Raw genomic sequence first — 26,671 nt, 5'->3', positions numbered from 1 at the left:
TTCTCTCGCCGCGACGCCCTGAGCGGCCCGGAATCCGTATGGGCTATGAGACCTCTCACAACTCTGTGATGCCGTCAGGCCGCCAAAACCGACGGAGTCTCAATGATGTGGAGCACTCATTACGGATCGGGGGAGCGAGCCTATTGATTCATCTGATGAGATACGCAGAGTTCTGCTTTACATGCTCTTTATTATCGGCGTTTCGTCAGGGGGATTGGCAGCAACTGCAAGAACTGCCGGCCGCGGTCAATTTGAACGTTCTGCGGCTTCGTACCCAAGGGAGGCGTGCAAGAACGTAAATTCACGCTGTTGGGCTTTCGAAAACACTGGCGAGTGTGTGGGCTACGGGGACGGGGCCTTGGAACCCATCCGCTGGCCAGGCATCACCTAACGAAAGGCCCCGCAACATGGGGGACGCCGCGGGGCCTTCCTGGTCGCTTCACAATTTGGGGGATGTGCGAAACAACCGAGAAGCAAAACTACTGGCAAGTATAAGCTTCAGCAACTTGCATTTTCGCACGAGCGGCCTGCAACGGTGCAGACAAAAATCACCAGTGCGGAGGTCGCGAGGCTCGCCAACGTACCAGGGAGCTACCCCAACGGCTCCTACTTGAAGCCGTGGATAACCTGAATTGACTCCAGCGCCCTGGACGGCACGAAGTCGCCACCAGTTCCGGCCACGTGATCACCAAGTCGTGGTTTGCCCGGGCGGTGGCAGGGTGACGGAATATCCGTTATCGGCCTTTAAAGGTAGGGCGGGGAAGCAGCTCAAAAAGGCAAAACTAGGCGTGCATTAGAGCAGATGGGATCAGCGGAACTTCGCCCACTCCTATCCCTGAAGCATTCCTGCTCCTGGCCTCGGAAGGGTTGCTGCGCTTAGCCGTACTTTCCTAGCGGGCCCTTCGTGGTTGTGCATTTATCTGATCTGTCGACGTATTTCGTCCAGGGTGTCAAAGGTCCGTGCGGTCTCGTCCATGGTGTGGGACGGATGTTCCCTTTCTCCATTCAAAATCGCGGCAGTGACCTCGCGGAGCATTGGGACGTACCCGTTGCCCTCCCGCTTCGTCTCATAAGTCTCGGTTGTCTCGCCCTTTTCGATGCTGAAACGGTGGACTTGGAACTGCGACGCGAACCAGAAGCCCGTGTCTATGGTGATCCAGCCCCGGGTTCCCGATAGTGATGCGGACTGGTCCAGGAAGTTGATCATGGAGCTGGAGCCTTGGGCAAAGCATCCGTCGCGATAGTTGAGCGTGAAGTTCTCACTCACGTCAATTCCGTTTTCCCGCGTGATGCCCGCCGCGGTGATGCTCGAGGGCTGGCCCAGGAACATGTGGCTGAGGGTCACGGGATAGATGCCCTGGTCCAGTAAGGCGCTGCCGCCAGGCCTCCAGCGGCTTGAGTCGTCTTCCGGGAATGGGGCGCCGAAGGAGGATCTGATACTGCGGATCTCCCCGATCGCTCCGCTTTCGATGACCTTCTTCAAGCGGAGGTACAGAGGGTTGAACTTCATCCACATCGCCTCCATCAAAAAAACGTCGAATTTCGAGGCGATGGAGGCAAGTTCCCTCACCTCACCAGCATTCAAGCCAATCGGTTTCTCGCAGAGGACGTGGCGGCCTCGGGTGAGCGCCTCACGCGCGTACTCGAAGTGCGTGACTTGGGGCGTCCCGATGTATACAGCGTCGATGTCGGCAGCAAGCATGCTTTGGTAGTCATCAAAGCAAGTCGGGATGCTGAAAGTTCGTGCGAATTTTTCGGCGGACGATGCCTGGCGGCTGGATACGGCGACGATGTCCGCATTGTCCACGAGAGTGAGGTCGGCGGTGATCTGCTGGGATATCCCTCCCGTACCGGCGATGCCCCATCGCAGCTTCTTTGGGGACGGCAGAGAGGGTGTCGTGCTAGATGCGTTAGGTCTCAAGCCCGTGCTCATTCCAGCGCCGGCAGCAGCCGGGGCGGGGTTCCCGTGGCGCTTATGTCGTTGCCCCCGTAGCCGTCGGAAACGCTTTCACTTTGGTGCATAGCTTTCCCTCCTTCTACATGCACCCTCGCGTCTTAAGTGGACTTGGAAAGCTCGAGCAGCTTGATCCTGGAAGCGCTGATCATGTCATTCTTCAAAATCTGAAGCCGCTCGTCGCCGTTCAAGAGGCGGCCGTCCCGCCAGCCGTCCTGGGTCAACCGCAGCTCACGCACGGAATCAACTTCGAGCTCTGAGTCCTCTTTATAGAAATCGAACAGCGCGCCCTGCCCCACCACAAGGAACTCCAATGGTCCCGTTTCAAGGATGAGCCCGAAGGGACGGCCATCCCCGGGAGTGTGCCCGTGGGCCGCGCCCTCGGTCTCACCCGGGAGCTCTGCAGGCGGCGGCAAAACTACACCGGCGTCAAGGAGCATGGACCTGTAGAGCTTTGCTGAATTTCGGACGGTAATAGAGATGCCACCGAGCGTCGTCGAGACAAGATCTTCGTCTTGTTCCAAAGCGAATCCGAAGATCCGTTCATCTCGCTGGGCGTCAACAATCTGGCCGGCAAGTGCCAGGATTGCCCGACAGGCTAGGCCGTACTGGTTCACCTGACGGCCATCTTCAAGGCCAAAGACCTGATAGCCCAGAGCACCGAAGCGCCCGACAGCAAGAAAGGCGTCCCCGGCTCGGAACCGGGCTTCGGGAATGAACAAGGGATTTTCGGACGACGCGTACTGGGCCATGACTTCGGCTGAGTTCGGAACGTAAATATCCGGGGCGAGGAAATCGATGGCTGGCGCTGCCGTCCGCCATACCGGAATCATCTTCGCGGTCGGCCCGCCGCTTGGGTAGTTTCCGGGAAGTTCCTGCCCGTGTTGCGGCCCGAGCCAGGCATTGGCGAAAGCGGGAAGCTCCAGAATTTCCTTTCCAGCGGCAGCGAGTCCACCGACGTAGGTCGCGAAGGCCCAAGCCATGAAAGTTTTCGTCAGCAACGGGGTTGCCGTCACCAAAATGGTGAGCCCAACTTGCCTCCGAAGCGATGACTGGTTGCAGGACTGTTGCCACTGTCGGATCGAACACGTCGGCATTGTTCGCCAGGGCCTTGCGAAGTGGCACCGGAACCGGCGATTCCCAGGCTGCCTGGGCTGCTGCCGATCGGTCCCTGCCAGCTCCGAGAAGCCCGACCTCGTTTTCGACTTGGACCATGATCACTGTGTGCTGCTGGTCGACTTCGGCAAGATGTGCCATGAATCGGCAGTAGGCCGTTCTATCGGCGTTGAAGAGCTGGTCGGAGAACACGGAAAGTGTCGGTCGAGGCATAGAGCCCTTGTATGAGAAGGGTGTTTCCATGGGCTCCGGTCCGCGGTCCGCGCGAGGGAAGCGTGTCCTGTCGGCCCGAACCCAGGTGGGTGCGTAAGTGGATGACGCGTTCTTGAAGGCCCCGAACCAGATGAGGGTCAGTCTCAGGCCGGCTGCACGGGCATCTTCGAGAATCCCATCGACAACGGAGAAGTCGAAGGTCCCTTCCTGAGGCTCCACCTGGTCCCAGGCCACTGTGGCAATCACAGTATTTGCCCCTGATCCGGAAATCTTTTCCCACACTTCGGCCATGTATTGGCGATCGGAGGAACTGGAGTTGTGTAGCTCCCCGCCCATACAGAGGAATGGTTTTCCGTCAACGATCAGTCGCGTGTGGGCGTCGTGGTGCTCAAGTCGTGGCGCGGTGTTCATGTTCAACTTTCGGAAACTGGAAGGACTGCTTGGGCTTGAAAACGATCAGTCGCCCAGAACGCGGTATTGGAAGTTTTCAAAATGCACGTGACCGGTGCCGGTTGCGAATAATGCCGGGCGGAGGCTCAGGAGGTCGGCGGCCGTATTCGCGTTGTAGCCCGAGGCCTCAATCCGCATTCCATGCCGAGTCCAATTCTCACCGTCCACGCTGTAGAAGAACGTGACGATGTGGCGGTCATTTACGATGCGCAGGTGAATGGACTTAGCAGGAGGAGCAGGTTCTTTCCAGTGGCTGGTAATACCACCGGTGTAGGTGGTCATTGCTACGCCGTCGTAGCCCACACCCAGGTAGAGACGCCGGTTGAAGAACAGAAGCAGGCCGCCTTGCGTGTCCTCTGCGGAAGCGGTCATCCTGACAGATACTTCGTATGCGTGGTCTCCCGCCAGTGCTGTGAGAGGGGACGAATCTGCGGGGCTGGAGCCTTTGCCCTGAAGGATGAGTGTTTCCTTATCCAGCCGTATCCGATCCGCTTCACCGGCGCCGGGGCTGTAGAAGGACCAGCGGGCATCCAGCCGGGATCCAGAAAAGTCGTCCGAGCGGCGGATTCCATGTTCCTGCCCCGGGAGGTCAAGTGGCTTGAGTAAAGGTTTCGAGAGGTCGCCACCGAGCGCGCGCGGCCAGCCGGTACTTGTCCATTCCACGGGTTCCAGCAGGACCTGCCGTCCGAGCGTCCGGTACCCGTTTTCGTAGCCGTGGTACATCATCCACCAGTCCGCAGCCGGGCCCTCCACCAGGGTGGCATGCCCGCGGGACCACCAGCTTTCCTGGGCGTTTTGGGTTCTTACGATGGGGTTTGTCGGCGCGTCCTCCCACGGTCCGTGGATGGATTTTGAGCGGGCTACCGTGACCATGTGGCCGGTGGGAGGACCTGCTGTCCCTCCTACCGCACTGATCAAGTAAAAGTATTCACCGTGTCTAAATAATTTGGGCCCTTCGAGGGCGTAGGCCTCAGTGACCCAGTCCTCCGGGTATTTCCATCCTGAGTAAACCCGTTCCAGGGGACCGTCGGTGGCCAGGCCGTCATCGGTTAGCCGGATTCTCCTGATGCCGTTGGTGAAGAGGTAGCGCTTGCCGTCCTCTCCGACTACATGTCCGGGGTCGATTGCACCAGTAATCCCAAGGTCTACGGGCTTGCTCCAAGGGCCAGAGATATCGTCGGCGTAGATGACGAAAATTCTGCTTTGGTTTCCGAACTCGGGCGCCCACCCCGCCGGAATGAAGGGAATGTAAATGAAGTACCTGTCCCCGTGTTTGACGAGGTCGGGGGCAAAAACAATCGCGATGGGATCGGGCAGTGCGGGGCCAATCGGCTCCCAGTTGACGAGGTCTTTGGAACGCCACAGCATCAGGCCTGGTGAGGCGTCAAACGATGAGTAGGTCATGTAGAAGTCGTCACCGTCCTTGAGGACAGTGGGGTCGGGGTGGTCGCCTGCGAAAATGGGGTTGAGGTAGGTTCCGTTTCCGCGGTCCGCCTTCCGTTGCCCCTCATGGCCGTTGCCCCATTGCCCGGGATGCAGCCGGGTCGTTTCAATCGCGGTCATGATTTCACGCCGCCGGTGAATCCTTGGATGAACTGCTTCTGTGCGAAGAGGAAGAAGGCAAGGATGGGGATCATCGAGATGATGATGGCAGCGAAGATGACGTTCCACTGGGACACGCTCTCACCCACAAAGTTGTAGATCACCACCGGCAGCGTGACCGCATCGGAGCCGTTGAGGAAGATCAGGCCTGTGAAGAAGTCATTCCACACGATAAGGCCGGTAAAGATGGCCACGGTGCCGGTCGCCGGGGACAGGAGCGGAAAGATGATTTTCCGGAATACCGTGAAGCGCGAGGCCCCATCGATCTGGGCTGCTTCCTCATAGTCTTTGGCGATCCCGTTGGTGAAACCCATGTAGAGGAAGATCGAAATGGGAAGCAAAGCACCTGCGTACATGATGATCGTGCCGGTGTGTGTGCCCACGAGGCCGACATTACGCATTCCCACATAGATTGGGATGATTGCCGCCTGCGCCGGAAGGACCATGGTCACCAGGATCAGCCCCATGGCCACCTTGCTCAGCTTTCCCGTCCGGCGGCTCAGTGTGTACGCCGAGATCGAGCCAATTGCCACCAGGATGAGTACGCTTCCCGCTGTGATGATGATGCTGTTGAGCATGCCGTCCATCAGTGTGGCCTGGCGGCCGCCGCGAATGGCCTGCCCGAAGGCTTCAAACGTGGGGTTGGTGACGAGCTGCATCGCCGATGTGGTGAGGGCGTCGTTGCCGTTCTTGAAGGCGAGATTGATCAGGAAATAGAACGGCAGCAGGAAAATCAGGGCAACCAGGATCAGCAGTGCCTCGCGGAGGAGGGTCTTTTTCGTATAACGGAACATGGCTGGCTAACCTTTGGAGTTCGTGCGAAGGAGGAGGCGCTGGGCCACCGTAAGGATGATGATGATCACGGACATGACCAGGGCCAGGGCGGCGCCAAAGCCGAAGCGGCCCATAACGAACGTCTCCTTATAGATGGTGACGGCGAGGGTCTCGGAGGCACCGTAAGGGCCGCCGCCGGTCAAAGCCTGGATCTGGTCGAAGACCCGAAGGCCATTTATAAGCATGAGCGTCATCGCAATAACCACCGACGGCATGATGGCCGGCAGGATCACGTAGTTAAAGCGCTGCCACCATGTAGCGCCGTCCAGCGCCGCAGCTTCCTCCAGTTCGGGAGAAACGGTAGCCAGACCGGCCAAATACATGACCATCACCAGGCCGACGCTCTGCCACACCATGACGATGATGATGGCGGGAAGGACAGTGGCCGGATCCCCCAGCCAGGTCCGCTGCATCGACTCAAGGCCAACCGAAGCCAAGAACTCGTTGAGCGGTCCGTCCTGTTCGAAGATGAACTTCCAGATATAGGACGTCGCCAGCGAACTCAAGACCACCGGCGCGAAAATCAGCGTGCGGATGACGTTGCGGGACTTGACTGTCCGGTTCAGCCCCAGCGCCAGCATCAAACCCAGCACGTTGGTCAGAATCACGAACGAGATACCGATGATGAAGGTATTAATAAGGGCCGTCGTTGTAGGGCCGCCCTCGGCTATCGCAGCGAAGTTATCCCAGCCGACAAACTGCCACTTTCCAATGCCTTTCCAGTTAGTGAAGGCGAAGAAAGCACCGATGGCGCTCGGGGCGTAGTGGATGAGCACCAGGGCCAGGAGTGCGGGCGTGAACCACCACCACGTAGCGAAGCGGCGCTCCGAACGCTGAAGATCCTTGTTGCCGTTCGGTTTGGTGGAGCGGGGCTGGCGCCCGGTGACCCGGGCGCCCTCCGTATTCTGCTCAAGTTGTGCGGTCATGGGGATGTTTTTCCAATCAGGTTGCGTCGCCGTTGGCTAGGCGCCGCGGTCGTACTGCTCATCCATCGTCTTCAGGACCTGGTCCGGAGTGGCCTGGCCTGTGAGGAGTCCCTGGACGCCAGTGCCCAGCGAGTCATAGACGCCGCTGTTCGGCCACAGGTAGTTGGGCTGAGTGACAATCTTCTTGTCAGGCTCGGAAAAGTACGGTTCAAGGGTGGGGAACTGCGACGGGACAGTGCCGGTGACAGCTGCAGTGATCGACACGTTGCCGTTGGCCTTGGCCAGTGCGTCCTGGTTGGCGGGCTGTGCCAGGAATTCGAGGAACTTCAAGGTGGTTCCCTTGTGTTTCCCTGCTTCATTGATGGCCAGGGCGTTGCCGGGGCTGGCAATCAGCCGGCTGTCTTCGGACTTTTCACCTGGGATTACACTGACGTCGAAAGAACCGTCTTTGACCTGGGCGCGGAGGGCGGCCACGGCACCGGCTGGCGCGAACACGGCAGCCACCTTGCCCTGTGCGACGGACGGGAACAGCTGGTCAAAGCCGGCTCCTGCCGCTCCATCCTGGTAGCAGCCGGCGTCCTTGAATTCGACAATCTGCTCGAGCACTTTCTTCCAATCGGAGTCGGCGAAAGTTGATTCCTTCTTCTCGCGTTTGGCGTCCCACTGGGGGTCCTTTGCGTAGACGATGCCGGCAGCGATCTCCATGGCATGGACACCAAGATTGGGGCCTGAGGTCCCCGCTACGGCGAACAAGGACTTCCCGGCCGCACGCGCGGTCTTGCACTGCTCCACAACTTCGTCCAGTGTGGTTGCCTGCTCAAGGCCGAGTTCCTTCATCACCCCGGTGTTCTGCAGCTGGGTAAGGGGTCCAAGGTCTGCCGGGACGGCGAAGAGCTTGTCGTCGTCGTAGTAGAGGTTCTTTGCCGATTCCGGAATGGCGTCCGCCGCCCACTTCTGGTCTGTCAGCTCGTGGATGTAGCCGGCTTCCGCGAGTGAGGCGAACGACTGGTTGTTGCCACGCCCTGCCGTGACGTAGAACAGGTCAGGGGCGTTGCCGGCTTGAAGCTGGGTGCGCATGGTCTGGCCGTGCTGGTCTGCCGGTGACTCCACGAGCTTGACCGTGACATTGGGGTTCTCTGCCTTGAAGGCATCGATCAAGGCCAGGTAAGGGTTATTTCCACCGGTATAGGCAGGAGTTGCCAGGGTGATTTCCACCGGACCGGTTTCCTCGACAATTGGTTCGCTGGCTGACTCGCCGCCGCCGCAGGCGCTCAACGCCAGTGCTGTTACGGACGCCAGCGCCGCGGCGGAGAGGAACCTCCGGCGCTGGCTTGTTGCTTTGTTCATGGTGTGGCCTTTCATGACGTCGTTGTCCTGTCGCCATAGCGATCAGTGGATTCGAGCCTCGTGTCGGGATGTGTTCCCTGGATCACAAGCTGGCTCCTGTCATTCACGGTAGGTGAGGTCATGGCGGCCATGGAAATAGTTATCGTCTATGCTCACCATCTTCTCTCTGCATGGTTGCTTTCCCCACAGGCTTCGCAGCACCTCCTAAAGTGAACTTAGTTTTGTCGGCTCCTGCCACCTCCCTGACCTAAGGACGACCCCGTGTTCGATGACGCCGCACCCGCCCCTTCTCCGACAGGTACCGACCTGTTTGCGGGTTTTGTAGATCCGCCCATGTCGGCCAGGCCACGGGCGTGGTGGCATTGGATGGACGGCAACGTTGATCAAGCAGGCATTGAGAAAGACCTGGAATGGCTCGCCGCATCCGGGGCAGGCGGCGTCCAAGCGTTCACCGGATCGATGGGGATCCCCCTGTACACCCCGGAGCGGGCAACATTCCGCTCCCCGGCATGGCAGTCGGCCATAGGATGCGCCGCTGCCACGGCGGACAGGCTTGGCCTCGAGCTGGCGATTGCAACATCTGCCGGTTGGAGCGCTACCGGCGGACCCTGGGTGCGTCCGGCAGCCGGCATGAAGAAACTCGTGTGGAGCGCCGCCGAAGTGACTGCCGGTCAGGCGGCGCCCGTCACCATTGCGCCCCCGCCGTCGTTATCGGGCCCCTACCAGGACGTGCCCTTCGCCGCGGTCCGAAAGGACCCGATCGGAGTGCCGGACCACTACGACGACGTCGCTGTGCTGGCGTTCCCGCGCCGGAACAGTCACCTTCCCCTTGCCCCGGCACGAACTACCGCGAGCGGATCCATGACACGGGAACGTGCCCTTGAATCGCTTGCCGACGGCCGCTTCTGGCCCGCCCTCGAAGTCGTCCCGGTGGAACACGCCGGTCACGGGGCAGCCGGGTGGGTCATGGCCGAATTCGACGAGCCCACACCGGTAGCCTCGGTGCGCGCTGGACTGCCGGCACAGCGCGGGTTCGGCGTACCGCCAGCTCCCCTGGCACGGCTGGAGGCCAGCAATGACGGCATCAAATTCAGCCCTGTCGCCGACCTCCCGGCGTCGCCCTCGCCGGTTCGCTCGGCCAGCTTTCCCACCGTCACCGCCAAGCTGTTCCGGTTGGTCCTTGAGAGCGGGGCCTCGCCTACCATCCCGGTAGCGCCCGGCCTCAAGCCCCTCGCGTTCGCAACACCCTGTGGGGCTGCGTCGACGTTCAGGGTTTCCGCGTTGCAGCTCTTCGAAGGAGCCCGCATCTCCCGTGCAGAGGAAAAGGCCGGCTACGCCCCCGTCCCCGACTACTACGCCCTCGACGGCGGACCGAGCCCCACCTCCGACGCCATCACGCCGGAGGATGTCATTGATGTCACCAGCCACCTCCTCGCGGATGGAACATTGGACTGGAAACCCGAGAAGGGTGAGTGGACAATTCTCAGGTTCGGGTACTCCCTGACCGGGCACCTCAATGCCCCGGCTCCCGTCGATGCCACCGGGCTGGAGGTGGACAAGCTCGACGCCGGTCTGGTCACCGAGTACTTTGAGCACTACCTCGGCTTCTTCGAAGATGCCCTCGGAAGCGAATCTGTCGGTACCAAAGGAGTATCGGCCCTGCTCAGCGACAGCATCGAGTCTGGCCTGCAAAACTGGACTGGCGCCATGCGACGGGAGTTCCGGGAACGCCGGGGCTATGACCTGCTGCCATGGCTCCCCGCCGTCACTGGCATCCTCGTAGGGACTGCGCAGCAGAGCGACGCAGTCCTCTGGGACCTCCGGAGGACTATCTCCGAACTCCTTGCTGAGAACCACTACGGGACCATCGCCCGCATCGCCCGTGAGCGGGGCATGGCCTACTACGCCGAGGCGCTCGAGGACCACCGGCCGCAACTGGGCGATGACCTGGAAATGCGATCCCACGCCGACGTTCCCATGGGCGCCATGTGGTGCTTCGAACCCGAATCCGGGCCCCAGCCCACGTACGTGGCAGACCTCCGTGGCGCCGCCTCGGTTGCCCATGTCTACGGCAAAGCGGCCACCGGCGCAGAGTCTATGAGTGCCTTCGGGAAGCCGTTCACCTATACACCCCGAAAACTCAAGCCGATCGTGGACATGGAATTCGTGCTGGGCGTCAACCTCATCAACATCCACACGTCCCCTCACCAGCCGGATGCCGTTCCCAAACCTGGCATCACGCTGTCGCCGTACCTCGGACAGTCGTTCTCCCGGAACGAGACCTGGGCTCACGCGGCGAGGCCATGGCTCGACTACATGGCCCGCTGCAGCCACCTCCTGCAGCAGGGAACATACGCTGCCGATGTTGCATATTTCTACGGCGAAGAGGCTCCGGTGACCGGCGTGTTCGGAGATGTGCCGCCGGAAGTTCCCGAGGGCCACGGCTTTGATTTTATTAACCTGGACGGTTTGCTCAACCACGTCACAGTTACTCCCGATGGTGGTCTGCTCACTACGGGCGGCACCCGCTACCGGTTGCTGTACCTCGGCGGAACCAGCCACCGCATGACGCTGACTGCCGTACGGCGCATCACCGAACTCCTTGACGCCGGGGCGACCGTTGCGGGGTGGCGTCCAGAAAGCACACCCAGCCGCGGCGACGACGCTGACGTATGGACCGCTGCCGTTGAGAAACTCTGGGCTGGGCGTGCGGGCCTGGTGGATCTCGCCGGGGTACCGGCATCTGATGGTGTGGCTACGGCACTTGCCACGCTGGGAGTGGACCCGGACTGGACCATGCTGGCTTCCGAAGACTCGAACTTGCCTGTCATCCACCGCCATCTTGATGGCGCGGACCTGTATTTCGTCAGCAATCAGCGCGAACGGCGCGAGAAGGTCAGGGCGACCTTCAGGGACGGGGCAGCCGCCGCGGAACTGTGGGACCCGGTCGAGGTCTCGCGCTCAGCTGTTGAGCTGCAGGTCGACACCGGCAGGACCGCCGTCGACCTTCAACTGGAACCCTTCGGATCAGTCTTCATTCTCCTGCGCCATGCTGGCACCGGGAATGCTGGTGGCACGGCACCGCTTGGAAGCGGCTTGCATCGGCCTGCCGGTCTCGAGGTTCCCTTGGACGGACCGTGGGAGGTCACATTCGACGGCGAGGGCCAGTCGCCGTCGGGATTCACGTTGACCGCCCCTGCACCTTGGAGCGGGCGGGGGTCGAATGACCACGCACCGGACGTGAAGTACTTCTCTGGGACGGCCACATACCGGCACACGTTTACCGCCGAACCTGCACTGCGCGAGGGCGACAAGAGCGTGGTTTTGGACTTGGGAGATGTCAGGGACCTTGCCGAGGTCCGGTTGAATGGCCGGGACGTTCGCACGTTATGGACGTATCCGTTCCGTGTGGATGTTACTGACAGCATCAGCACCGGGGCGAACGTCCTGGAGATCGCCGTGACCAATTCGTGGTGGAACAGACTGGCCGGCGATGCCGCGGAAGGTGACCTTTCACGACCGGGTGCCGCTATCTTCGAGGCGACCGCCGAGGTGCGCCCCGCTGGCCTTTACGGACCGGTACGGCTCGTTGCGGTGGGCGGATAGGGCGGACCAAGTGTTGACCGCTTACCTGTGGGACAGCAGGTAAGCGGAGACCATGGCGGAAAGGTTCCGGAGCATGTCGTCCCAGTTGTCCTGCTCTATGCGTGCGGATGAATGGCCAAGCCCCAGGTGCCGGGCGAGGACGTCATAGGAGAAGGTAAAGGCCCAGTATCGCTGCGCGTCAGGGAGCTCGGGAACGACCGGTTTGAGCCGCCGAAGGGCGTCGTCGAACAGCGCCTCCAGCTTCCTGTGCGCGTCCGCGCCGCGCTGTGCAATGGACTTATCCTCCACCGCGTGGAACATCAGCGCCCTCAGGACAGCCGCTTCCGTTTCCAACACACTTGCCAGGCGGACAATCAGGTCGGTGATGAGCGCCCTTGGATCTGCTGTCACGTGCGTGTCTGCGACTGACCCGCCGGGGGCTACGCCGGAAGGGTCCCCATCCGGCCCGTCACTAGCGGCGAAGAGTCTGGCCGCATGGGCTCCCATGCGGTCCATGACTCTTTCATGGACCGCATGGACGAGCTCGCCCTTGCCCTTGAATCTGGAGTAGATGGTACCCGTGGTCACACCGGCCCTGGTAGCCACGTCCACCAGGCTGAAGTCGCCAGCCCCGCGCTCGGCAAGGACATCTTCGGCAGCAGCGAGGAGCTTCAGTTCCGATTTCCGGCTGCGCTCCTGCTGTGGAACTTTCCTGACCGTTCCTGCCGCCTCCATGGGACTCCCTACTTCGTGGTTTAGCTCAACAGCTCCGCAGGCGTCTGCCACTCGGCCGGCGGCTTCCAGTCACCCAACGGCGGCGTCGGAACCGGCTCACCGGCGTCATTACGTGACGGCTGCGTGGGATCGCAGAACTCGCGGAACTCCTTGATCTTCCCATCCGCCAACCTGAAAGCCATGATGTAGTGGTTCGCGGCATTGACCGGCTCATGACCGTCGATCCGGATCACTCCCCTGCCGTCGCACTCTGCCCAAAAGCGGTCGTCGTACTGGGTGTCGAAGATCTCAACACCGCTCCAGGTCCAGTCCGTGAAAATCTGGCGATTCCGCGTGAAGTTGTAGCTGATCTCCCGGATGCCCTCCATGTCGATTGGATGACCCATGGAAGTCCACGGCAGCTCCTTCCTGCCATCAGCTGCGAAGAGCGCAGCGCGCTCCAGACCGGACGTAACGAAGAACCGTTCCACGGTCCGCCGATTCACTTCTTTGCGGGTGGGGTCGGACATAATTGCTCCTCCTTGAGCATTGTAGGTAAATCATAACCGTAATTATGATTATTGTTAGGGTAAGCGTGGAGGGAGCCCACGTCAAGTCTCCGGAGTTGACTTACGGTTCATGCCTTCATGCATCCGCTGCTCCGGCCGCAAATGCAGGCAAGGAGTGCAAAGATCGGCAGGAATGCATTTGAGTAGATGATGGTGACGCCGGGTTCGAGTCCGTCGGGCAGCTGCGGGGTCAGTAGTCCTTGTCTGGTTGCCTGCAGCAGGTGCGCTTAGGAATCGTGTGTGTTTGATGCGGTCGAGCGGTTCATGTCAGGCGCAGCACTGCCCCGGCGCAGCCTTCCATGCCCCCACCGACGTAGACCTCAAAATCGCCGCGTTCCACGACGTAGTTCCCCTCGTTGTCCCAAAACCCGAGATCCTTCCAACCCAATTCGAAGCTCAGCAGTTCCGTGTCACCGGCTCCTAAGGTTGTCCGGGTGAATGCACGGAGCCTCCGCACGGGCTGGGCCAGCGAAGCCACCCGGTCGCGGATGAAAAGGAGTGTAACTTCGTCCCCTGCCCGCTCTCCTGTGTTGCTTAATGGGATAACGAGACGGAAGACCTGCCCCTCCCGCAACACATCGAGCGCCAATTCTTTAGTCTCGACCTGAAGCTGTCCGTAGCTGAAGGACGTGTAACTCAGTCCATGGCCGAAGGCGAATTGCGGACCCAGCGGAAGGTCCCGGTACTTGGACGTATATCGGTCGTCCGTGTTGCCGGGGCCCTTGAGCGCAACGTCGACGTCGGCTTCCTCGAGGCGGGCAGAGGACGTCGCCGGCCGCCCCGTGTTTTCGTGGTCATAGTAGATAGGCACCTGGCTCGATGACCGCGGGAAAGTCATTGGAAGCCTCCCACCGGGATTTACGACGCCGTTCAAGGCACGGGCGACAGCGGCCGGGCCTTCCAGTCCAAGATGCCAGGCTTCCAGCACGGATGGAGCCCAATCTATCCAGTCATTGGTCACCAGCGGCCGGCCGTTGAACATGACCACCGCGAAAGGGGTACCAGTTTCCGCGATTGCCCGAATCAGTTCTTCCTGGCCGCCGGGTAGTCTGAGGTCGCTGCGTGAGCTGGCTTCCCCCGTCAGGGACGAGGGTTCTCCTACGGCAACAAGCACCACGTCATGGTCCGCCGCCGCTTCGACCGCTTCAGTAAGGAGCGCCTGGTCTTCGTGGAAAAATTTGCTGCCCTCCTTTACGGTCAGCGTCCAGTCAGGACACTGGCGGCGAATGGCATCCGCGAGGGTGCCGGCAGGTTCGGCGAAGGACTGCACCCATGCTCCAAGATGGTCGTTACTCTCCGCGTAGGGCCCGACGAGCAGTACCCGGAGCTCGGAGCGTTCAAGGGGAAGGACGTCGTTGTCGTTCTTCAGGAGGACGAGAGCCTTTTCGGCAGCTTCGCGGGCAGCCAGCCGGCTTTCCTCAGTCGGCGCTGTGATTTCCAGCGCAGGATCGCGATACGGATCATCAAAAAGCCCCAACGCATGTTTCAGCCGCAAGACCCTGCGTACGGCGTCATCCACCCGTTCAGCGGCAAGATCGTCACCGGAGAACAGCGTCCCGCCGTCAGCGCTGACCACAGTGCCGCCCATCTCGACGTCCAGACCGGCGGTGAAGGCCTGCAGGAGTGCGTCACAAAGGTCAGCAGCCACCCCGTGATCTATTAAGTTGGTCACCCCGTCGGCATCACCGACCACAACGCCCTCAAATCCCCACTCCTCCTTAAGCAGTTCCGTGAGAAGACCCCTATTGGCGTGGGCCGGCCGGCCGGACACGGTATTGAAGGCCGCCATGAATGTCGCGGCGCCGGCTTCGACGGCGGCCCGGAAGGGTTCAAGGTAGACATTCCGAAGGCGTTGAATGGACAGATCAACGGTGTTGTAGTCACGGCCTCCTTCAGCCTGGCCATAGCCCACGAAATGTTTCGCGCAGGCCAGGATCGAGTCCGCATGCGCGAGGGATTCCCCCTGGTACCCACGGATTTTGGCAGCACCAAAAATGCTGTTGACGTTGCTATCCTCACCGAAGCCTTCCACCACGCGGCCCCACCTCGGGTCCCGTGATACGTCGACCATCGGGGAAAACGTCCAGTTCACGCCGCCTGACGCGGCTTCTCTCGCTGAAATGCGGGCATCGGCCTCAGCCACGGCCGGGTCAAAGCTCGCAGCCTGCGCCAGAGGAACCGGGAAGGTGGTCCGCTGGCCGTGCACCACGTCCAGCCCGACGAGCAGCGGAATCCCGTGTGGCGTCTCCTCACGGGCCGTGCGTTGAAGTTCGTTGGTGGCCCCTGCGCTGCGAGGCCAGAATATGGCTCCCGTACCGCCCCTGACCAGTTCCTTGGCGTCCTCCAGGTGCGGGCGGAAGGCGATCTGGAGTTGGGCGAGCTTTTGCTCCCATGTCATGGCAGAGAGGAGCTCTTCAATGAACTCTCCGACTCTTTCACTCCGCGGCTCATGGGCATCAGTTCGGGCGGCCATTCATAACTCCTCGTTGGGTCGTTCGACCGGGGCATGCCGTTATACCGAGAGGTAGCAGCACGGACCCGCTCCTTGCGTTCAACCTAGGCCAGGCCAAAGAAGGCGCGGAAATAGATTTCTTCTATGCCCACCATCTCGTCACTGCATGACTGCATTGGCCCCCAGCGCGCGACGACGCCTGGGGTAAGACCAGTGTCGCTCCCCCTGCCCTAGGGACCACGTTTTAGCCAGACGATCCGCCGTGCACGGGCCTGTGCATCTGAAGAGCTACCGGAAGTAGAGAACGGACAAACTGTTTCAGAACCGTCCGTTACTTGCCGGGTTGCGCTTCCGAAAGACGTTGCTCGGGCATGAAGATGGACAACAGCACTCCGACACCGAAGATGCAGGCAAGCAACGTGAAGATGGGCAGGAACGCTCCCGCGTAGATTTCTGCCACGCCCGACTGCAGCGTGTCGGAAAGTTGTTGGGCCGCATGGGGATCGGTGATGGTCGACGCCGGAACGCCTAGGTTGTTGTTGACCGAGGCGTGCGCCAGTGAAGTCGCGAATATTCCACCGAAAACAGCCGTTCCTACCGTGACGCCGAGTTCGCGCAGGTAACCCAGCGAAGCGGTTACTCCACCTACCACCGAATGTGGCATGGCATTTTGGGCAGCAACAACGGTGAGTTGCATAAAGCTGCCGACTGCCAGTCCTAACAGGGCGATCAGGATGGCCACCACGGGCAGGGGCGTTCCGGGTTGAAGGAAGCGAAGGCAGATTGCTACGGCGGCGGCCAGGGCAGAGCCGGCCAGGGGAAAGACCTTGTACCTCCCGGTCCGGGTGACGATCCAACCGCTCAGGTTAGTGGACACCATCATGCCCAGCACCAGGGGCAGCAGGATCATCCCCGCCACGGAAGCCGATGTCGAATAGGCCATTTGCACGTAGCTCGGCAGATAAGCTACAACGCTGAAGAGCCCGGCTCCGATGACCAGACCCAGCCCAGCAGCGTTAACTACCGGCCAGCTTCGGAACATGCGCATCGGGACCAGGGCATTCCGCGAGCGGATCTCCACCCCTACAAACAGGACACCGAACACGGCCGCTGCCACGCCGAGGCCCAGCACGACTTCCCCCGGGACATCCGGTTCAGTGGAGAACGCGACTGCGCCCACCAGGGAGCAGGTGAATAGAACCATTGAGATGATGCCGGGCCAGTCCACCCCTCCGTTTCCACGGACTGTATGGAGTTTGCGCAGCGAAAATGCCATTGCAAGTGCGAGGATGCCCACTGGCAGGTTGATCCAAAAGATCCAGCGCCAGCCGACGGTATCCGTGATGGCACCACCCACCAGCGGGCTGATGACCGTTGCGATGCCGAACACCGAGCCCAGCGGGCCGAGGTACTTCGGCCGTTGCCGGGGTGGAACGAGGTCGGCGATGATCGCGGCGGGCAGCACCGCCATCCCGGCGCCGCCCAAGCCCTGGATGCCGCGGTACAGCGAGAGCTGGAACATGTCCTGTGCAAACCCACACAGTACGGATGCTCCAAGGAAGATCGCCAAGGCGATCATCATCAGGGCAGGCCTGCCGAATCGGTCACCGAGCCGCCCGTAAATGGGCATGGCCACAGCCATGGCAAGGGCATAGGAAGTGATGACCCAGGCCATGTGGCGGGCACCGTCCAACTCGCCAACCACCGTTGGCAAAGCTGTTGCCACGATGGTGTGATCAAGTGCCCCCAGTAGAACGATGATAAGGAGGGCAACGTAAACCCGCCCGATACGGATTCCGGCGGCGGGTTTCCCGTCCTGCACCTGCGGTGCCGACGGGGTAGCGACTAATGGAGAATCCGTAAATTCAGCCGCTGGATCAGTGGTCTTCGACAAGTTTGAACGGCGCACCGCAACCTCGTTCTGGGAAAGCCAGCAGACTGGCTCGACGCCGGCCAGGTGCGCGTCCGGGGGAGTCTTCACCCCGACCGACGGGCCCTTAGAGGCCCCAGCATCCCCTCGAACCTATCACCCGGGACTGCCCCTTGAGGGCAAACGCTGGCATCCGAATTGTCGATAGCCCGCATACCTCGGAACTATTTCCGCAGCCACCCAACGGGCGCGTTTACTGGATGGAAACTCGACGAAGAGGAGAGCTTCCGATGGCACAGACCATTCCTGCTTCCACGGCTGATTCCCAAGAAACCAGCCCGGACAATCCGGCCTGGTTCCGCTATGTCCTGGGCCAGTACCCTACTGGTGTCACACTCATCACAGCAGCACGCGGTGATGAACCCGTGGGTATGGTGGTAGGCACTTTCAGCTCGGTGTCCCTTGACCCGCCCCTCGTGGCCTTCATGCCTGATGTTCGCTCTACCAGTTGGCCCAAGATTCAGGAGGCCGGCTCCTTCTGCGCCAACGTCCTGACCGCCGGACAGCAGGACGTATGCCGGGCGTTTTCCCGCAAGGCCGAGGACCGCTTCAGCGCCAACAGCTGGGGCGACACTCCCTCCGGCAGCCCCAGGCTTGATGGAGCAGCTGCCTGGATCGACTGTGATATCGAGAACGTCATCCGCGCAGGTGACCACGACATCGTTATCGGCCGTGTGAAGGCCCTTGGCGTCGGGGAATCGAAGAATCTTCCGCTGCTCTTCCTTCGCGGCGGATATGGCTCCTTCAGTATCCCGTCGATAGTTTCCCCCGCAACAGCCCTTACCCGGCACGTCAAAGCCGCGGACGCCGCGCGTCCCCAAATCGAGGCCCTGGCCGAAGAGCTCAAGCTTGAGGTCCTGGTGAGCGGCATTGTTGATGACTCAGTAGTAGTCCTCACGGCGGCCGGTGTGGACAGCTCCCCTGGCGGCTCACCCTCACGGGTAGGCGTGTCCTTCAGCCTGGCAGCGCCCCTCGCGCCGCTGCACGTCGCCTGGGCCGGTGACACCGCGGAATCCCGCTGGATCGCCAACGCCCGCAACGTCATCGGCCACGTTGACCCCGAAGTCGCCCACGCTGAACTGCAGCATGTCCGTGAGACCGGCTATGCCGTCTCCGCCGGAGCGGCCACCGCGGCCGAGTTTGAACGAATGGTTGTGGTCCCCAGCGATACCGCCGCCCCGGACCTGAGTGGTGTCCTCCCCAAGCTGCTGGAACGCACTGCATCAACCGGGCCCGCCTCGATCGATGACCCGGCAGGAGTGACCTCGCTCCATGCCCCGGTTTTCGACTCGACGGGACAGGTGGCGGTGACCCTGACCCTGAACGGCTTTTCCGGTACGGAATCTTCTGCGAGGCTCGCTGAGTGCCGGGATCGCCTACTGACGGCTGCCCGCTCCATTAGTGAAGTAATTGGAGGCCAGCCTCCCCAGTAGCCCGCCGGGCGCTTGCGCTCATTGACCGCAGCTGTGACGTGACCCATAATTAGTATCAGTATTCTAATTCGGGTTCCGTCATTCAGCGGTTACCGCCCTCAACGTGGAGAAGAACATGGTCAATCTGCTGACAGCCGACCTGAACCTGCTCGTATCGCTCGACGCTCTGCTTGCGGAGCGAAATGTCACCCGGGCAGGCGCGCGGATCGGCATCAGTCAACCGGCGATGAGTTCTTCCCTACAGAGATTGCGCAGGCAGTTCGGCGACGAGTTGCTGACGCGGGTTGGCTCCGCCTATGAGCTGACGCCGCTGGCGCAGGTGCTTAAGGAGGACGTCTCCGAGATCCTGCGCCTTGTGGAACGCACCTTCGACGCCCAAGCGGTCTTTGATCCGGCATCCTCCACCAGGAGTTTCCGGGTCATCACCTCCGACTACTGCCTTACGGCGTTATCCGGAAAGCTGATGGCGATGTTGCAGGAGGAAGCTCCCGGTGTGCAGATCCACTTTGACGCAGTCACGCCATTGGCGGTGGACCGCATCAAGGAGACCCTGCAGAATGCGGACCTGATGCTGATACCCAAGGGACACTTTTCCGGGTTTCCCCACACGGAGCTGTTTACGGATAACTGGGTGTGCGTCACTGGCGCAGATTCACCGGAGCGCAGCTTGACCATTGAGGAAATGAGGGATGCGCGCTGGGCGCGACTTTTCGGGGCAGAGGTTGATTCCACCCTTGCCGATCGCCGGGTCTACGATCTGCAACTGGGAGAAAAGACAGACGTCATCGTTGATACCTTCCTGATGCTTCCCTTTGCCGTAGCGGGCACCGACCGGCTTGCGTTGGTCCAGGAGCGCCTGGCCCGCCTGCTGGCAGCAGTGGCCGGGGTCCGGATCATGCAACTGCCTATCAGCCTTCCCACTCTTGTCGAGTGCGCCTGGTGGCACCCGGCCAAATCCGGGGACCCGGGACACCAGTGGTTCCGGCGCCTCGTGGTCAAAGCTGCCGCCCAACTCGAACCCCTACCGCCCAGCGATTCCACGTCACCAAGCCCAGACGACTCTGCCGCAGCGGCCCAACCTGCCGCCCAGGCAATGCCTTAACAACCCGTACATCACTCACCAGGAGTTTCCATGCACTTTTCACTGTTCCTCACTTCCCGTTCCCGTGGCCCTGAAGAGGACCGCCCGGTCATGCAGGCAATGATTGAGCACGCCGTCGACGCCGAGCAAAAGGGTTTTGACGCCGTCTTCCTGCCGGACCACCACTTCACCGGGTACGCTCCCCCGGCCAGCGACCCTTTCGTCTTCTCCGCCTACCTGGCCGGCAAACTGGAGCGCATGCATTTCGGGTTCTCCGTGCAGACCCTTGCCCTGCACCACCCGGTCCGCTTCGCTGAACGGCTTGCCCTCCTGGACCAGCTGACTGACGGCAAGCTGCTGGTAGGGGTTGGCAGCGGCACCACACCCGAAGAAATGATCGGCTTCGGCGTCAACTTCCAGGACAGCTCGCGCCTCGCCAACGAAAACCTCGAGATCGCCGAAAAGCTGTGGGCAAAGAAGCCGGGTGATGAACCCGTCACGTTCGACAATGGCCACTACCGCGGGTCCGTCGTTTCCCGGATCGTTCCGGCCCCGTACACCAAGCCCGAACCCCGCGTCATGTCCGTTGCGGCTCGGCCGTCCAGCGTGGAGCGCGCCGCCAAGAAGGCGCAGCCTGCGTTCATCCTCGCATTCACGCCCCCGGTTATTGACAGCGGCAACGCCTACGAGGAGGTCAAGAAGAACTTCACCAACTACCGCAACGCCCTGGAGTCGGCCGGCCACTCAGAGGAGGCCGTTAAGGCAGCTCTTGAGTGGACCACCCATTCCTACCAGCATGTGCATATCGCCGAAACTGACGAGCAGGCGGCCGCCGAAATGGACATCATTCTTGAGCAGTACCAGGAGGCAGTGGAACGCGAGCACGCAGCCAACAAAGCCGCCGAGGCTATCAGCGGAGTGAACCTTCGCCCGGCTCCGGACGCCCGCACTGAAGGTTACAAGGGCACCTGGTGCCTGTACGGCAGCCCGGAAACAGTCGCCGCCGAACTTCAAAAGTACGCTGACCTCGGCATTGGCAACGTCCTGATGGCCCTCATGGGCGGCCCCCTCACCCAAGAGCGCCGCCGCTTCACAGAGCAGTCCATGCGCCTCTTCTCCGAGCGGGTCCAGCCGCTGCTCCAGTCCTCGGAAGCCGCCGCCGGCGCCGAAAAGGTCGCTGCCCCGTGACAGTTGGACCCGTGGCAGGCGCTAACGCAGCAGTGACGGATCCGGACCTCACAGGCTCCGAACTCACGGGCGGCCTCAACGGCTGGAGCACCACAGCGAGCCCTGAGGCCGGCGTCGAAGAAATAGTGTTGCTGGACGGCCCCTTGGGCATCGTCAGCAAAACGATGGATGAACGCGACACCTCCCTCATCATGCCCTCCGGAACCGCCCTGGGTGCCACGTGGAACCCGGGGCTGGTTTCCGACGTCGGCCAGCTGCTTGGCCAGCAGGGCCTCGAACGCGGGGTGAATGTCGTCCTAGGGCCCAACTTGAACCTGCCGCGTACTCCGCTCTCGGGCAGGGCCTTTGAGATGTTCTCTGAGGACCCGTTCCTGACCGGTGTGCTGGGCTCGGCCTGGGTGCAAGGGGTTCAGTCCCAAGGCCTGGGATCCTGTACCAAGCACGTGGTGGCCAATGATACGGAGACCGAGCGGCGCCGGATGAACTCATGCGTTGAACCTGTAGTCCTGCGTGAAACCTACCTCCGGCCCTTCGAGACTGCGGTACGCACTGCGAACCCCTGGATGCTGATGTTGGCATACAACCGTGTTAACGGCACTCACTGCTCCCAGCACGCCGGGCTGATAAGCATCCTCAAGAATGACTGGCAGTACGACGGCGTTGTCGTTTCGGACTGGTTCGGTGTCGATGACACCGCTGCCACTGCCAACGCAGGGCTGGACCTGGAGATGCCAGGCCCGGCGAGGTTCCTCGGTTCCCGTTTCGCGGCTGCCGTGACCGCAGGCGACGTTCCCGGGGGGCGGCTGCGTGACGCCGTCGAACGCATCACCCGGCTGGCCGACCGGACGGGGCGACGGACCGGCGGCACTGCTCCCGAACCTGCCCGGTTACGGAGCCCGGAAGAGCAACGCGAGCTCCTCCGCACCGCTGCGACCGAGTCATTCGTGCTGCTGGAGAACAGAGACAACATCCTGCCTCTGGACCCAGCCCGGATCCGGACCCTGGCCGTAGTGGGGCCGAACGCCGCCAAACCCTGCTTTCAGGGCGGAACCTTCGCCACGGTGCGGCCAGAGGGTGAGCTCGTCACTCCCTTGGACGCCATCCGTGAGGCAATGGGGCCGGACGTTGAGGTCCTCCACGAGGCCGGGACGGTACCGTCGTCGGCCCTGCCCCTGTCGGAACTGGGCAGTACCGCGCCGGACGGAACGCCGGGGGTGTTGCTGGAAATCCTTGCACCTGCCGGGGAAGATGCGGTCCTGTACAGCGAGGTCCGGAAGGCGTCGTCGTTCGTATGGTTCGGACCGGTGCCCGGCCTGGGTGCCGGCGTCCCTGGCCGGGCGCGCATCACGACGCGGCTGAAACTGGACTCTGCAGCGCACTGGTCTCTGGGAACCGGGGGTACGGGCACCAGCTCGCTCTGGGTGGACGGCAAACAGGTGCTGGAGGTGCCACCTCCCGCACCGGATGACGTGATGGGCGTCGTCGCCCGGGCCGAGACACAACGAATCACCCTCGAACTGCCGGCCGGTGAGGTGGAGGTTGTGGTGGAGATGGCGTTCGAACCCGGCAGGGTCCAGGCCATCACCGCTGTGGCGGTCCCTGAACGGGCCACCAATCCACTGAAGGACGCGGTTAGGCTTGCTGCCCGCGCGGACGCCGTCATTGTGGTGGTCGGGGACGAGCAGGGCTCGTCCCGCGAAAGCGCAGACCGTACGACGGCGGGTTTGGACCCTGACTGCGACCGCCTGGTTGAAGCGGTGGCGGCGGTCAATGCGGAAACCGTGGTGGTGGTCAACGCGTCCCGTGCTGTTTTGCTGCCGTGGGCGGACAGGGTCAAGGCGTTGCTGATGGCGTGGTTCCCGGGACAGGAGTTCGGGCACGGCCTCGCGTCGGTGCTCACGGGCCACACCGCCCCGTCCGGCAGGCTCCCGGTATCCTTCCCGGAAAGGAACGAGGACATCCCCGGGTGGGGAACCGGGCTGGACGCCGACCTTGATCTGGACTACGCAGCCAGTGAACCTATGGGCTACCGGCATTTCGAAGCGTCCGGCCGGACAGCCCGCTATCCCTTCGGCTACGGTCTCGGCTATACGGGGTTCAGACTGGTGGACGCTGTAGCGGCATCAGCAGGACTGCGTGCCGGTGATGCGGCGGCCGGCGTGGGAGGCGTTTCGGTCCACGTGACTCTCCGGAATACAGGTGAATCGGCCGGGCGCGACGTTGTCCAGGTTTATGGAAAGGCGGTGGGAGAAACCGGCTACCGTCTCATGGGATTCAGTGCGGTCGATGTCGCCGCGGGAGAGAGGGCTGAAGCAAGAATCGCGGTGGACCCGCACGGCTTCCGGCGCTGGGATCAGACGAAATCCCGTTGGCTGATTCCATCTGGCGAATGGGAGCTCCGGGTGGCACGAAACGCCGCAGGTGAAGGAATCCTCTGTAGGATCACGTTGTGACGCTTCCGGACACGAAGTCCCGCGAACCTAAGCAAGCCAGGAGCCGCCAGTCGTTTGAAAAAACGATTGAAGCGGCCCTGGCGCTGCTTCAGCAGCGGGGCAACGACGACTTCACGCTGGCCGATGTCAGCGCTCGTTCCGGCGTGTCAATCGGTTCCATCTACGCGCGGTTCCAAGGCAAGGATGAACTCATCCGGGTCGCCCACGGCCGAAAAATGGATGACATTGACGCCGTCTCCAACCATCTTTTCGAAGCCCTGCCGGCCCGTCCAGATGCGGGACTGGAATCCGTTGCGCAGGAAGCCGTAGACCGGACGATCGAAGTACTTCGGCGATACGCGGACATCCTTCGACCGTTTATGTTGCGGGCAACCCAGGACGAAACGATTTCCAAGCGCGGCGCAGCTTCGCATGCTGCCCTCGCAAAAAACTTCTCAGAAGTCCTGCACAAGTGGCCGGAAGGCTTCCTTCACGAAGCGGACATCGACTGGAGCTTCAACGTCGTCTACAGCGTCGTGGCCCGCCGGCTGGGCCTCGGGAGCACCGTCGAAGGCAGCGGAAACCTCGAATGGCGGGAAATCGCGGAAAAGCTCGCCGGCATGGTGGCGTCCTACCTTTTGGCAGGACAGCGAGATTCCGTCCGCCCGTAATTTCCTGCGGGCATAACTTCGGACGATACCGGCTATCCAAAAGTCCGTCTTCCGGGCGTAGCGCGCTCTCGGCATAGTGGAAACCACCGACATTGATGATGTAAAAGGAGTTCCCGTGCACGTGCGAGTCAGCCCAGGATCCGTTGCGCTGGATGAACCGGATGATTGCACCACCTTCAAAGTGTTGCTGTCGGAGGAAGCCAAGGACAGCCTGCCTAACCTGCTTGAGTCCACGGCGGCCGGCAAGCTGGACGACCCGGATGTAATGGTCTCTGTGGACTGGATCAAGAGCGAATGTGCCGGCCGGATCGGGATGGGCTGGAACTACCGCTTCGCCAACATGCTGGTTTACGCCGCCGGAAAAGGCTGGCTGAGCGACGACGGAAGCCACGTCAGAGCCCACGTCGAGACCTCCTGAACCAGCTGAAGAACAGAAAGAGGCCTCGGTGCGCATTTTGCACCGAGGCCTCGGCGTTGCTCCAACCCGGTCCAAGGCTCCTAGGGATCGGGAACACCAGCACTTCAAAGGGACTGCCTGACCATCCCGTAAGGGACTGCAGGATGTGCGCGCACGATGTAGCGGTCCATGCCAATACGCGAGATCAGGATTCCAGTGCGGTGCTCGTCAGCGGCCCGGGAGACAACGGCGATGGCGTTCCCAAGGGCGCCGGGCAGGTCAGCTCCTTCAGCGTCTGTCACCTCCAACATGCCGGGAAACCGGGGACCGTCCCTGACGTCCTCATGTTCACGTCGTGCCTCCGCAGGGAGGTAGATGTTTGTAAGGGGATGCAAGGCTTCCTTCCAGCTTCTCTGGTGTGCGGAGTTGGCCTGATACGAGTGCACGACGCAACCATGCATGCGGATCTCATCGGCTTCTATCAGGTCACGGCTCGAGGCGTGCAATCAAACTAGCTAGCGGGCGATGATGAGCGGAAATAGGAATCTTCAATGCCCGGCATCTTCAGTCGCTATGGCCGGTACCGCCTTGAAGAAATCAGCGCTGCGCGCGAGGCGACCTGGTTGTGGTTTCACTATTTGCAACGTGAATGGTGGGCATAGCGAAACTGCGCTTCCCCCGATACATGAGCTCCTTCACAGTGGTTACAGGACCTGCACCAAACCGATAGCAGCCAACAACTCTGAAGGACTTCAACGTGGAAACTCCCCTCTCGCATCTTGCCCACCTCGAGATCACTACCCCGGACGTCGAAACGTCGGCACGGTTCTACGAGGAAAAGTTCGGCATGCGCATCATCGACCGCGGGGACGACAACGTCTACCTGCGCTGCTGGGGCGACTACTACCGCTACAGCCTGGTCATCACCGAAGGACCCGAGGCGTCCCTGGGCCGGATGGCCTGGCGCACCAACTCCCAGGCAGCCCTTGAAGCGGCTGCCCAGCGGATCGAAGCGACCGGCGTCCAGGGCACCTGGTCCCCCGGCGGCCACGGCTACGGCAAGGCCTACGAATTCACCGGCCCCTACGGCCACCCCATGCGCCTCTTCTACGACGTGGAAAAGTTCGTCGCTGAACCCGAATTCGCATCCACCTACCCGGACCGGCCGGAGCGCCGCAGCAGCCACGCCGCCGCACCGCGCTTCCTGGACCACGTCACCGTGGCCTGCTCGGATGTCCGCGGCTTCGCCAAGTGGTACAACGAGGCCCTCGGCTTCCGCGTCATGGCCTTCGTCGACCTGGACGAGGCACCTATCACGGTGTTCTCCGTGCTGACCACCAACGAAAAGTCCCACGACCTCGGCGTGGTCCTGGACACTTCCAGCCGGGCCGGCCGCGTCAACCACATCGCCTTCTGGGTGGACGCCACCGAAGACCTGCTCCGCACCGCCGATGTCATGATGGAAAACGGCACCCCAATGGAATACGGCCCCTCCATCCATGGCGTGGGCGAACAGAACTTCCTCTACTTCCGCGACCCCTCAGGTCTTCGCGTGGAGCTCAACTCCGGCGGCTACCGCAACTACGTCCCGGACTGGGACGCCAACACCTGGAAGCCGTCCCTCGGTTCCAACAACTTCTACAAGAACGGCGCCATGCCGCTCTCCATGACCGAATCCTTCCCGCCGGCCGAGGGCTTCACGGCCACCGAAGAAGGTGCTTCCCCCGAAATGAAGGAAGCCCTCCTGAACCCCTACGCCAAGCAGGGCCGGGGCTAA

At 61.7% G+C, this 26,671-nt stretch carries 19 protein-coding genes and 1 pseudogene; 8 read left to right on the top strand and 12 right to left on the bottom strand.

What is annotated here, in order from left to right; translation table 11 throughout:
- Positions 1-916: 916 nt before the first annotated feature.
- The 7 genes and pseudogenes from C3B78_RS00275 to C3B78_RS00245 form a co-directional block, all read right to left on the bottom strand.
- Entirely contained in the window at positions 917-1,921 is a 1,005-nt protein-coding gene (locus tag C3B78_RS00275) for a Gfo/Idh/MocA family protein (protein ID WP_158677162.1), read from the bottom strand.
- 134 nt (positions 1,922-2,055) lie between these two features.
- Positions 2,056-2,970, bottom strand: a complete 915-nt coding sequence (locus tag C3B78_RS19930; RefSeq protein ID WP_234005626.1) for a DUF5597 domain-containing protein — start codon at positions 2,968-2,970, stop codon at positions 2,056-2,058.
- 181 nt (positions 2,971-3,151) lie between these two features.
- Positions 3,152-3,694 (bottom strand): annotated as a pseudogene (locus C3B78_RS20330) (beta-galactosidase); the annotation flags it as partial.
- A gap of 45 nt (positions 3,695-3,739) precedes the next feature.
- Complete coding sequence (locus tag C3B78_RS00260; protein WP_104996290.1) at positions 3,740-5,296, bottom strand: family 43 glycosylhydrolase; 1,557 nt, start codon at positions 5,294-5,296, stop codon at positions 3,740-3,742.
- Positions 5,293-6,129, bottom strand: a complete 837-nt coding sequence (locus C3B78_RS00255; RefSeq protein WP_104996289.1) for a carbohydrate ABC transporter permease — start codon at positions 6,127-6,129, stop codon at positions 5,293-5,295. Before C3B78_RS00255 ends, C3B78_RS00260 begins: the two co-directional genes overlap by 4 nt.
- 6 nt (positions 6,130-6,135) lie before the next feature.
- The gene (locus tag C3B78_RS00250; RefSeq protein ID WP_104996288.1) at positions 6,136-7,095 is read right to left on the bottom strand and encodes a carbohydrate ABC transporter permease; all 960 of its coding nucleotides are present in this window, start codon (positions 7,093-7,095) and stop codon (positions 6,136-6,138) included.
- Positions 7,096-7,131: 36 nt separating this feature from the next.
- Entirely contained in the window at positions 7,132-8,442 is a 1,311-nt protein-coding gene (locus tag C3B78_RS00245; protein WP_158677160.1) for an ABC transporter substrate-binding protein, read from the bottom strand.
- A gap of 333 nt (positions 8,443-8,775) precedes the next feature.
- Here C3B78_RS00245 and C3B78_RS00240 point away from each other — a divergent pair, with 333 nt between their 5' ends.
- Positions 8,776-12,048: a glycosyl hydrolase gene (locus C3B78_RS00240; protein ID WP_104999547.1), complete on the top strand. Its 3,273-nt coding sequence runs from the start codon at positions 8,776-8,778 to the stop codon at positions 12,046-12,048.
- Positions 12,049-12,069: 21 nt separating this feature from the next.
- Here C3B78_RS00240 and C3B78_RS00235 read toward each other — a convergent pair whose 3' ends face one another.
- From C3B78_RS00235 to C3B78_RS00220, 4 genes are all read right to left on the bottom strand, one after another.
- The gene (locus C3B78_RS00235) at positions 12,070-12,762 is read right to left on the bottom strand and encodes a TetR/AcrR family transcriptional regulator (protein WP_104996286.1); all 693 of its coding nucleotides are present in this window, start codon (positions 12,760-12,762) and stop codon (positions 12,070-12,072) included.
- 20 nt (positions 12,763-12,782) lie between these two features.
- Positions 12,783-13,271, bottom strand: a complete 489-nt coding sequence (locus C3B78_RS00230) for a PhzA/PhzB family protein (RefSeq protein ID WP_104996285.1) — start codon at positions 13,269-13,271, stop codon at positions 12,783-12,785.
- Between the two features lie 301 nt (positions 13,272-13,572).
- Positions 13,573-15,783 (bottom strand): glycoside hydrolase family 3 N-terminal domain-containing protein, encoded by a 2,211-nt coding sequence (locus tag C3B78_RS00225; protein WP_104996284.1) that lies wholly within the window; start codon positions 15,781-15,783, stop codon positions 13,573-13,575.
- A gap of 310 nt (positions 15,784-16,093) precedes the next feature.
- Positions 16,094-17,584, bottom strand: coding sequence for an MDR family MFS transporter (locus tag C3B78_RS00220; RefSeq protein ID WP_267895234.1), 1,491 nt, complete (start codon positions 17,582-17,584; stop codon positions 16,094-16,096).
- 338 nt (positions 17,585-17,922) lie between these two features.
- Here C3B78_RS00220 and C3B78_RS00215 point away from each other — a divergent pair, with 338 nt between their 5' ends.
- The 6 genes from C3B78_RS00215 to C3B78_RS00190 all read left to right on the top strand — a co-directional run bounded on the left by C3B78_RS00215 (position 17,923) and on the right by C3B78_RS00190 (position 24,915).
- Positions 17,923-19,125, top strand: a complete 1,203-nt coding sequence (locus C3B78_RS00215; protein WP_158677159.1) for a flavin reductase — start codon at positions 17,923-17,925, stop codon at positions 19,123-19,125.
- 115 nt (positions 19,126-19,240) lie between these two features.
- On the top strand, positions 19,241-20,227 hold the full coding sequence (locus C3B78_RS00210) for a LysR family transcriptional regulator (protein WP_104996281.1): 987 nt from the start codon (positions 19,241-19,243) through the stop codon (positions 20,225-20,227).
- Positions 20,228-20,257: 30 nt separating this feature from the next.
- Complete coding sequence (locus C3B78_RS00205) at positions 20,258-21,394, top strand: LLM class flavin-dependent oxidoreductase (RefSeq protein WP_104996280.1); 1,137 nt, start codon at positions 20,258-20,260, stop codon at positions 21,392-21,394.
- An 11-nt stretch (positions 21,395-21,405) separates the two neighbouring features.
- The gene (locus C3B78_RS00200; RefSeq protein ID WP_199775300.1) at positions 21,406-23,847 is read left to right on the top strand and encodes a beta-glucosidase family protein; all 2,442 of its coding nucleotides are present in this window, start codon (positions 21,406-21,408) and stop codon (positions 23,845-23,847) included.
- Positions 23,844-24,497 (top strand): TetR/AcrR family transcriptional regulator, encoded by a 654-nt coding sequence (locus C3B78_RS00195; protein ID WP_104996279.1) that lies wholly within the window; start codon positions 23,844-23,846, stop codon positions 24,495-24,497. Before C3B78_RS00200 ends, C3B78_RS00195 begins: the two co-directional genes overlap by 4 nt.
- A gap of 76 nt (positions 24,498-24,573) precedes the next feature.
- Positions 24,574-24,915, top strand: a complete 342-nt coding sequence (locus C3B78_RS00190) for a hypothetical protein (protein WP_104996278.1) — start codon at positions 24,574-24,576, stop codon at positions 24,913-24,915.
- Positions 24,916-25,019: 104 nt separating this feature from the next.
- Here the strand turns inward: C3B78_RS00190 and C3B78_RS00185 are convergent, their stop codons facing one another.
- Positions 25,020-25,289, bottom strand: a complete 270-nt coding sequence (locus C3B78_RS00185; RefSeq protein ID WP_104996277.1) for a hypothetical protein — start codon at positions 25,287-25,289, stop codon at positions 25,020-25,022.
- Between the two features lie 362 nt (positions 25,290-25,651).
- On the opposite strand from C3B78_RS00185, the gene C3B78_RS00180 reads away from it, so the two are divergent.
- Entirely contained in the window at positions 25,652-26,671 is a 1,020-nt protein-coding gene (locus C3B78_RS00180; RefSeq protein ID WP_104996276.1) for a VOC family protein, read from the top strand.

Origin of the sequence: Arthrobacter sp. PGP41 (assembly GCF_002953935.1) — a bacterium.
Taxonomy (GTDB): domain Bacteria; phylum Actinomycetota; class Actinomycetes; order Actinomycetales; family Micrococcaceae; genus Arthrobacter.
This window is presented reverse-complemented; position numbering and strand designations above follow the sequence as displayed.

Excerpts from the sequence above, each read along its gene's own strand:
- C3B78_RS00225 (WP_104996284.1), bottom strand. The coding sequence starts at position 15,783 with ATGGCCGCCCGAACTGATGCCCATGAGCCGCGGAGTGAAAGAGTCGGA.
- C3B78_RS00235 (WP_104996286.1), bottom strand. The coding sequence starts at position 12,762 with ATGGAGGCGGCAGGAACGGTCAGGAAAGTTCCACAGCAGGAGCGCAGC.
- C3B78_RS00230 (WP_104996285.1), bottom strand. The coding sequence starts at position 13,271 with ATGTCCGACCCCACCCGCAAAGAAGTGAATCGGCGGACCGTGGAACGG.
- C3B78_RS00255 (WP_104996289.1), bottom strand. The coding sequence starts at position 6,129 with ATGTTCCGTTATACGAAAAAGACCCTCCTCCGCGAGGCACTGCTGATC.
- C3B78_RS00260 (WP_104996290.1), bottom strand. The coding sequence starts at position 5,296 with ATGACCGCGATTGAAACGACCCGGCTGCATCCCGGGCAATGGGGCAAC.
- C3B78_RS00210 (WP_104996281.1), top strand. The coding sequence starts at position 19,241 with ATGGTCAATCTGCTGACAGCCGACCTGAACCTGCTCGTATCGCTCGAC.
- C3B78_RS00215 (WP_158677159.1), top strand. The coding sequence starts at position 17,923 with ATGGCACAGACCATTCCTGCTTCCACGGCTGATTCCCAAGAAACCAGC.
- C3B78_RS00245 (WP_158677160.1), bottom strand. The coding sequence starts at position 8,442 with ATGAACAAAGCAACAAGCCAGCGCCGGAGGTTCCTCTCCGCCGCGGCG.
- C3B78_RS00205 (WP_104996280.1), top strand. The coding sequence starts at position 20,258 with ATGCACTTTTCACTGTTCCTCACTTCCCGTTCCCGTGGCCCTGAAGAG.
- C3B78_RS00240 (WP_104999547.1), top strand. The coding sequence starts at position 8,776 with ATGTCGGCCAGGCCACGGGCGTGGTGGCATTGGATGGACGGCAACGTT.
- C3B78_RS00250 (WP_104996288.1), bottom strand. The coding sequence starts at position 7,095 with ATGACCGCACAACTTGAGCAGAATACGGAGGGCGCCCGGGTCACCGGG.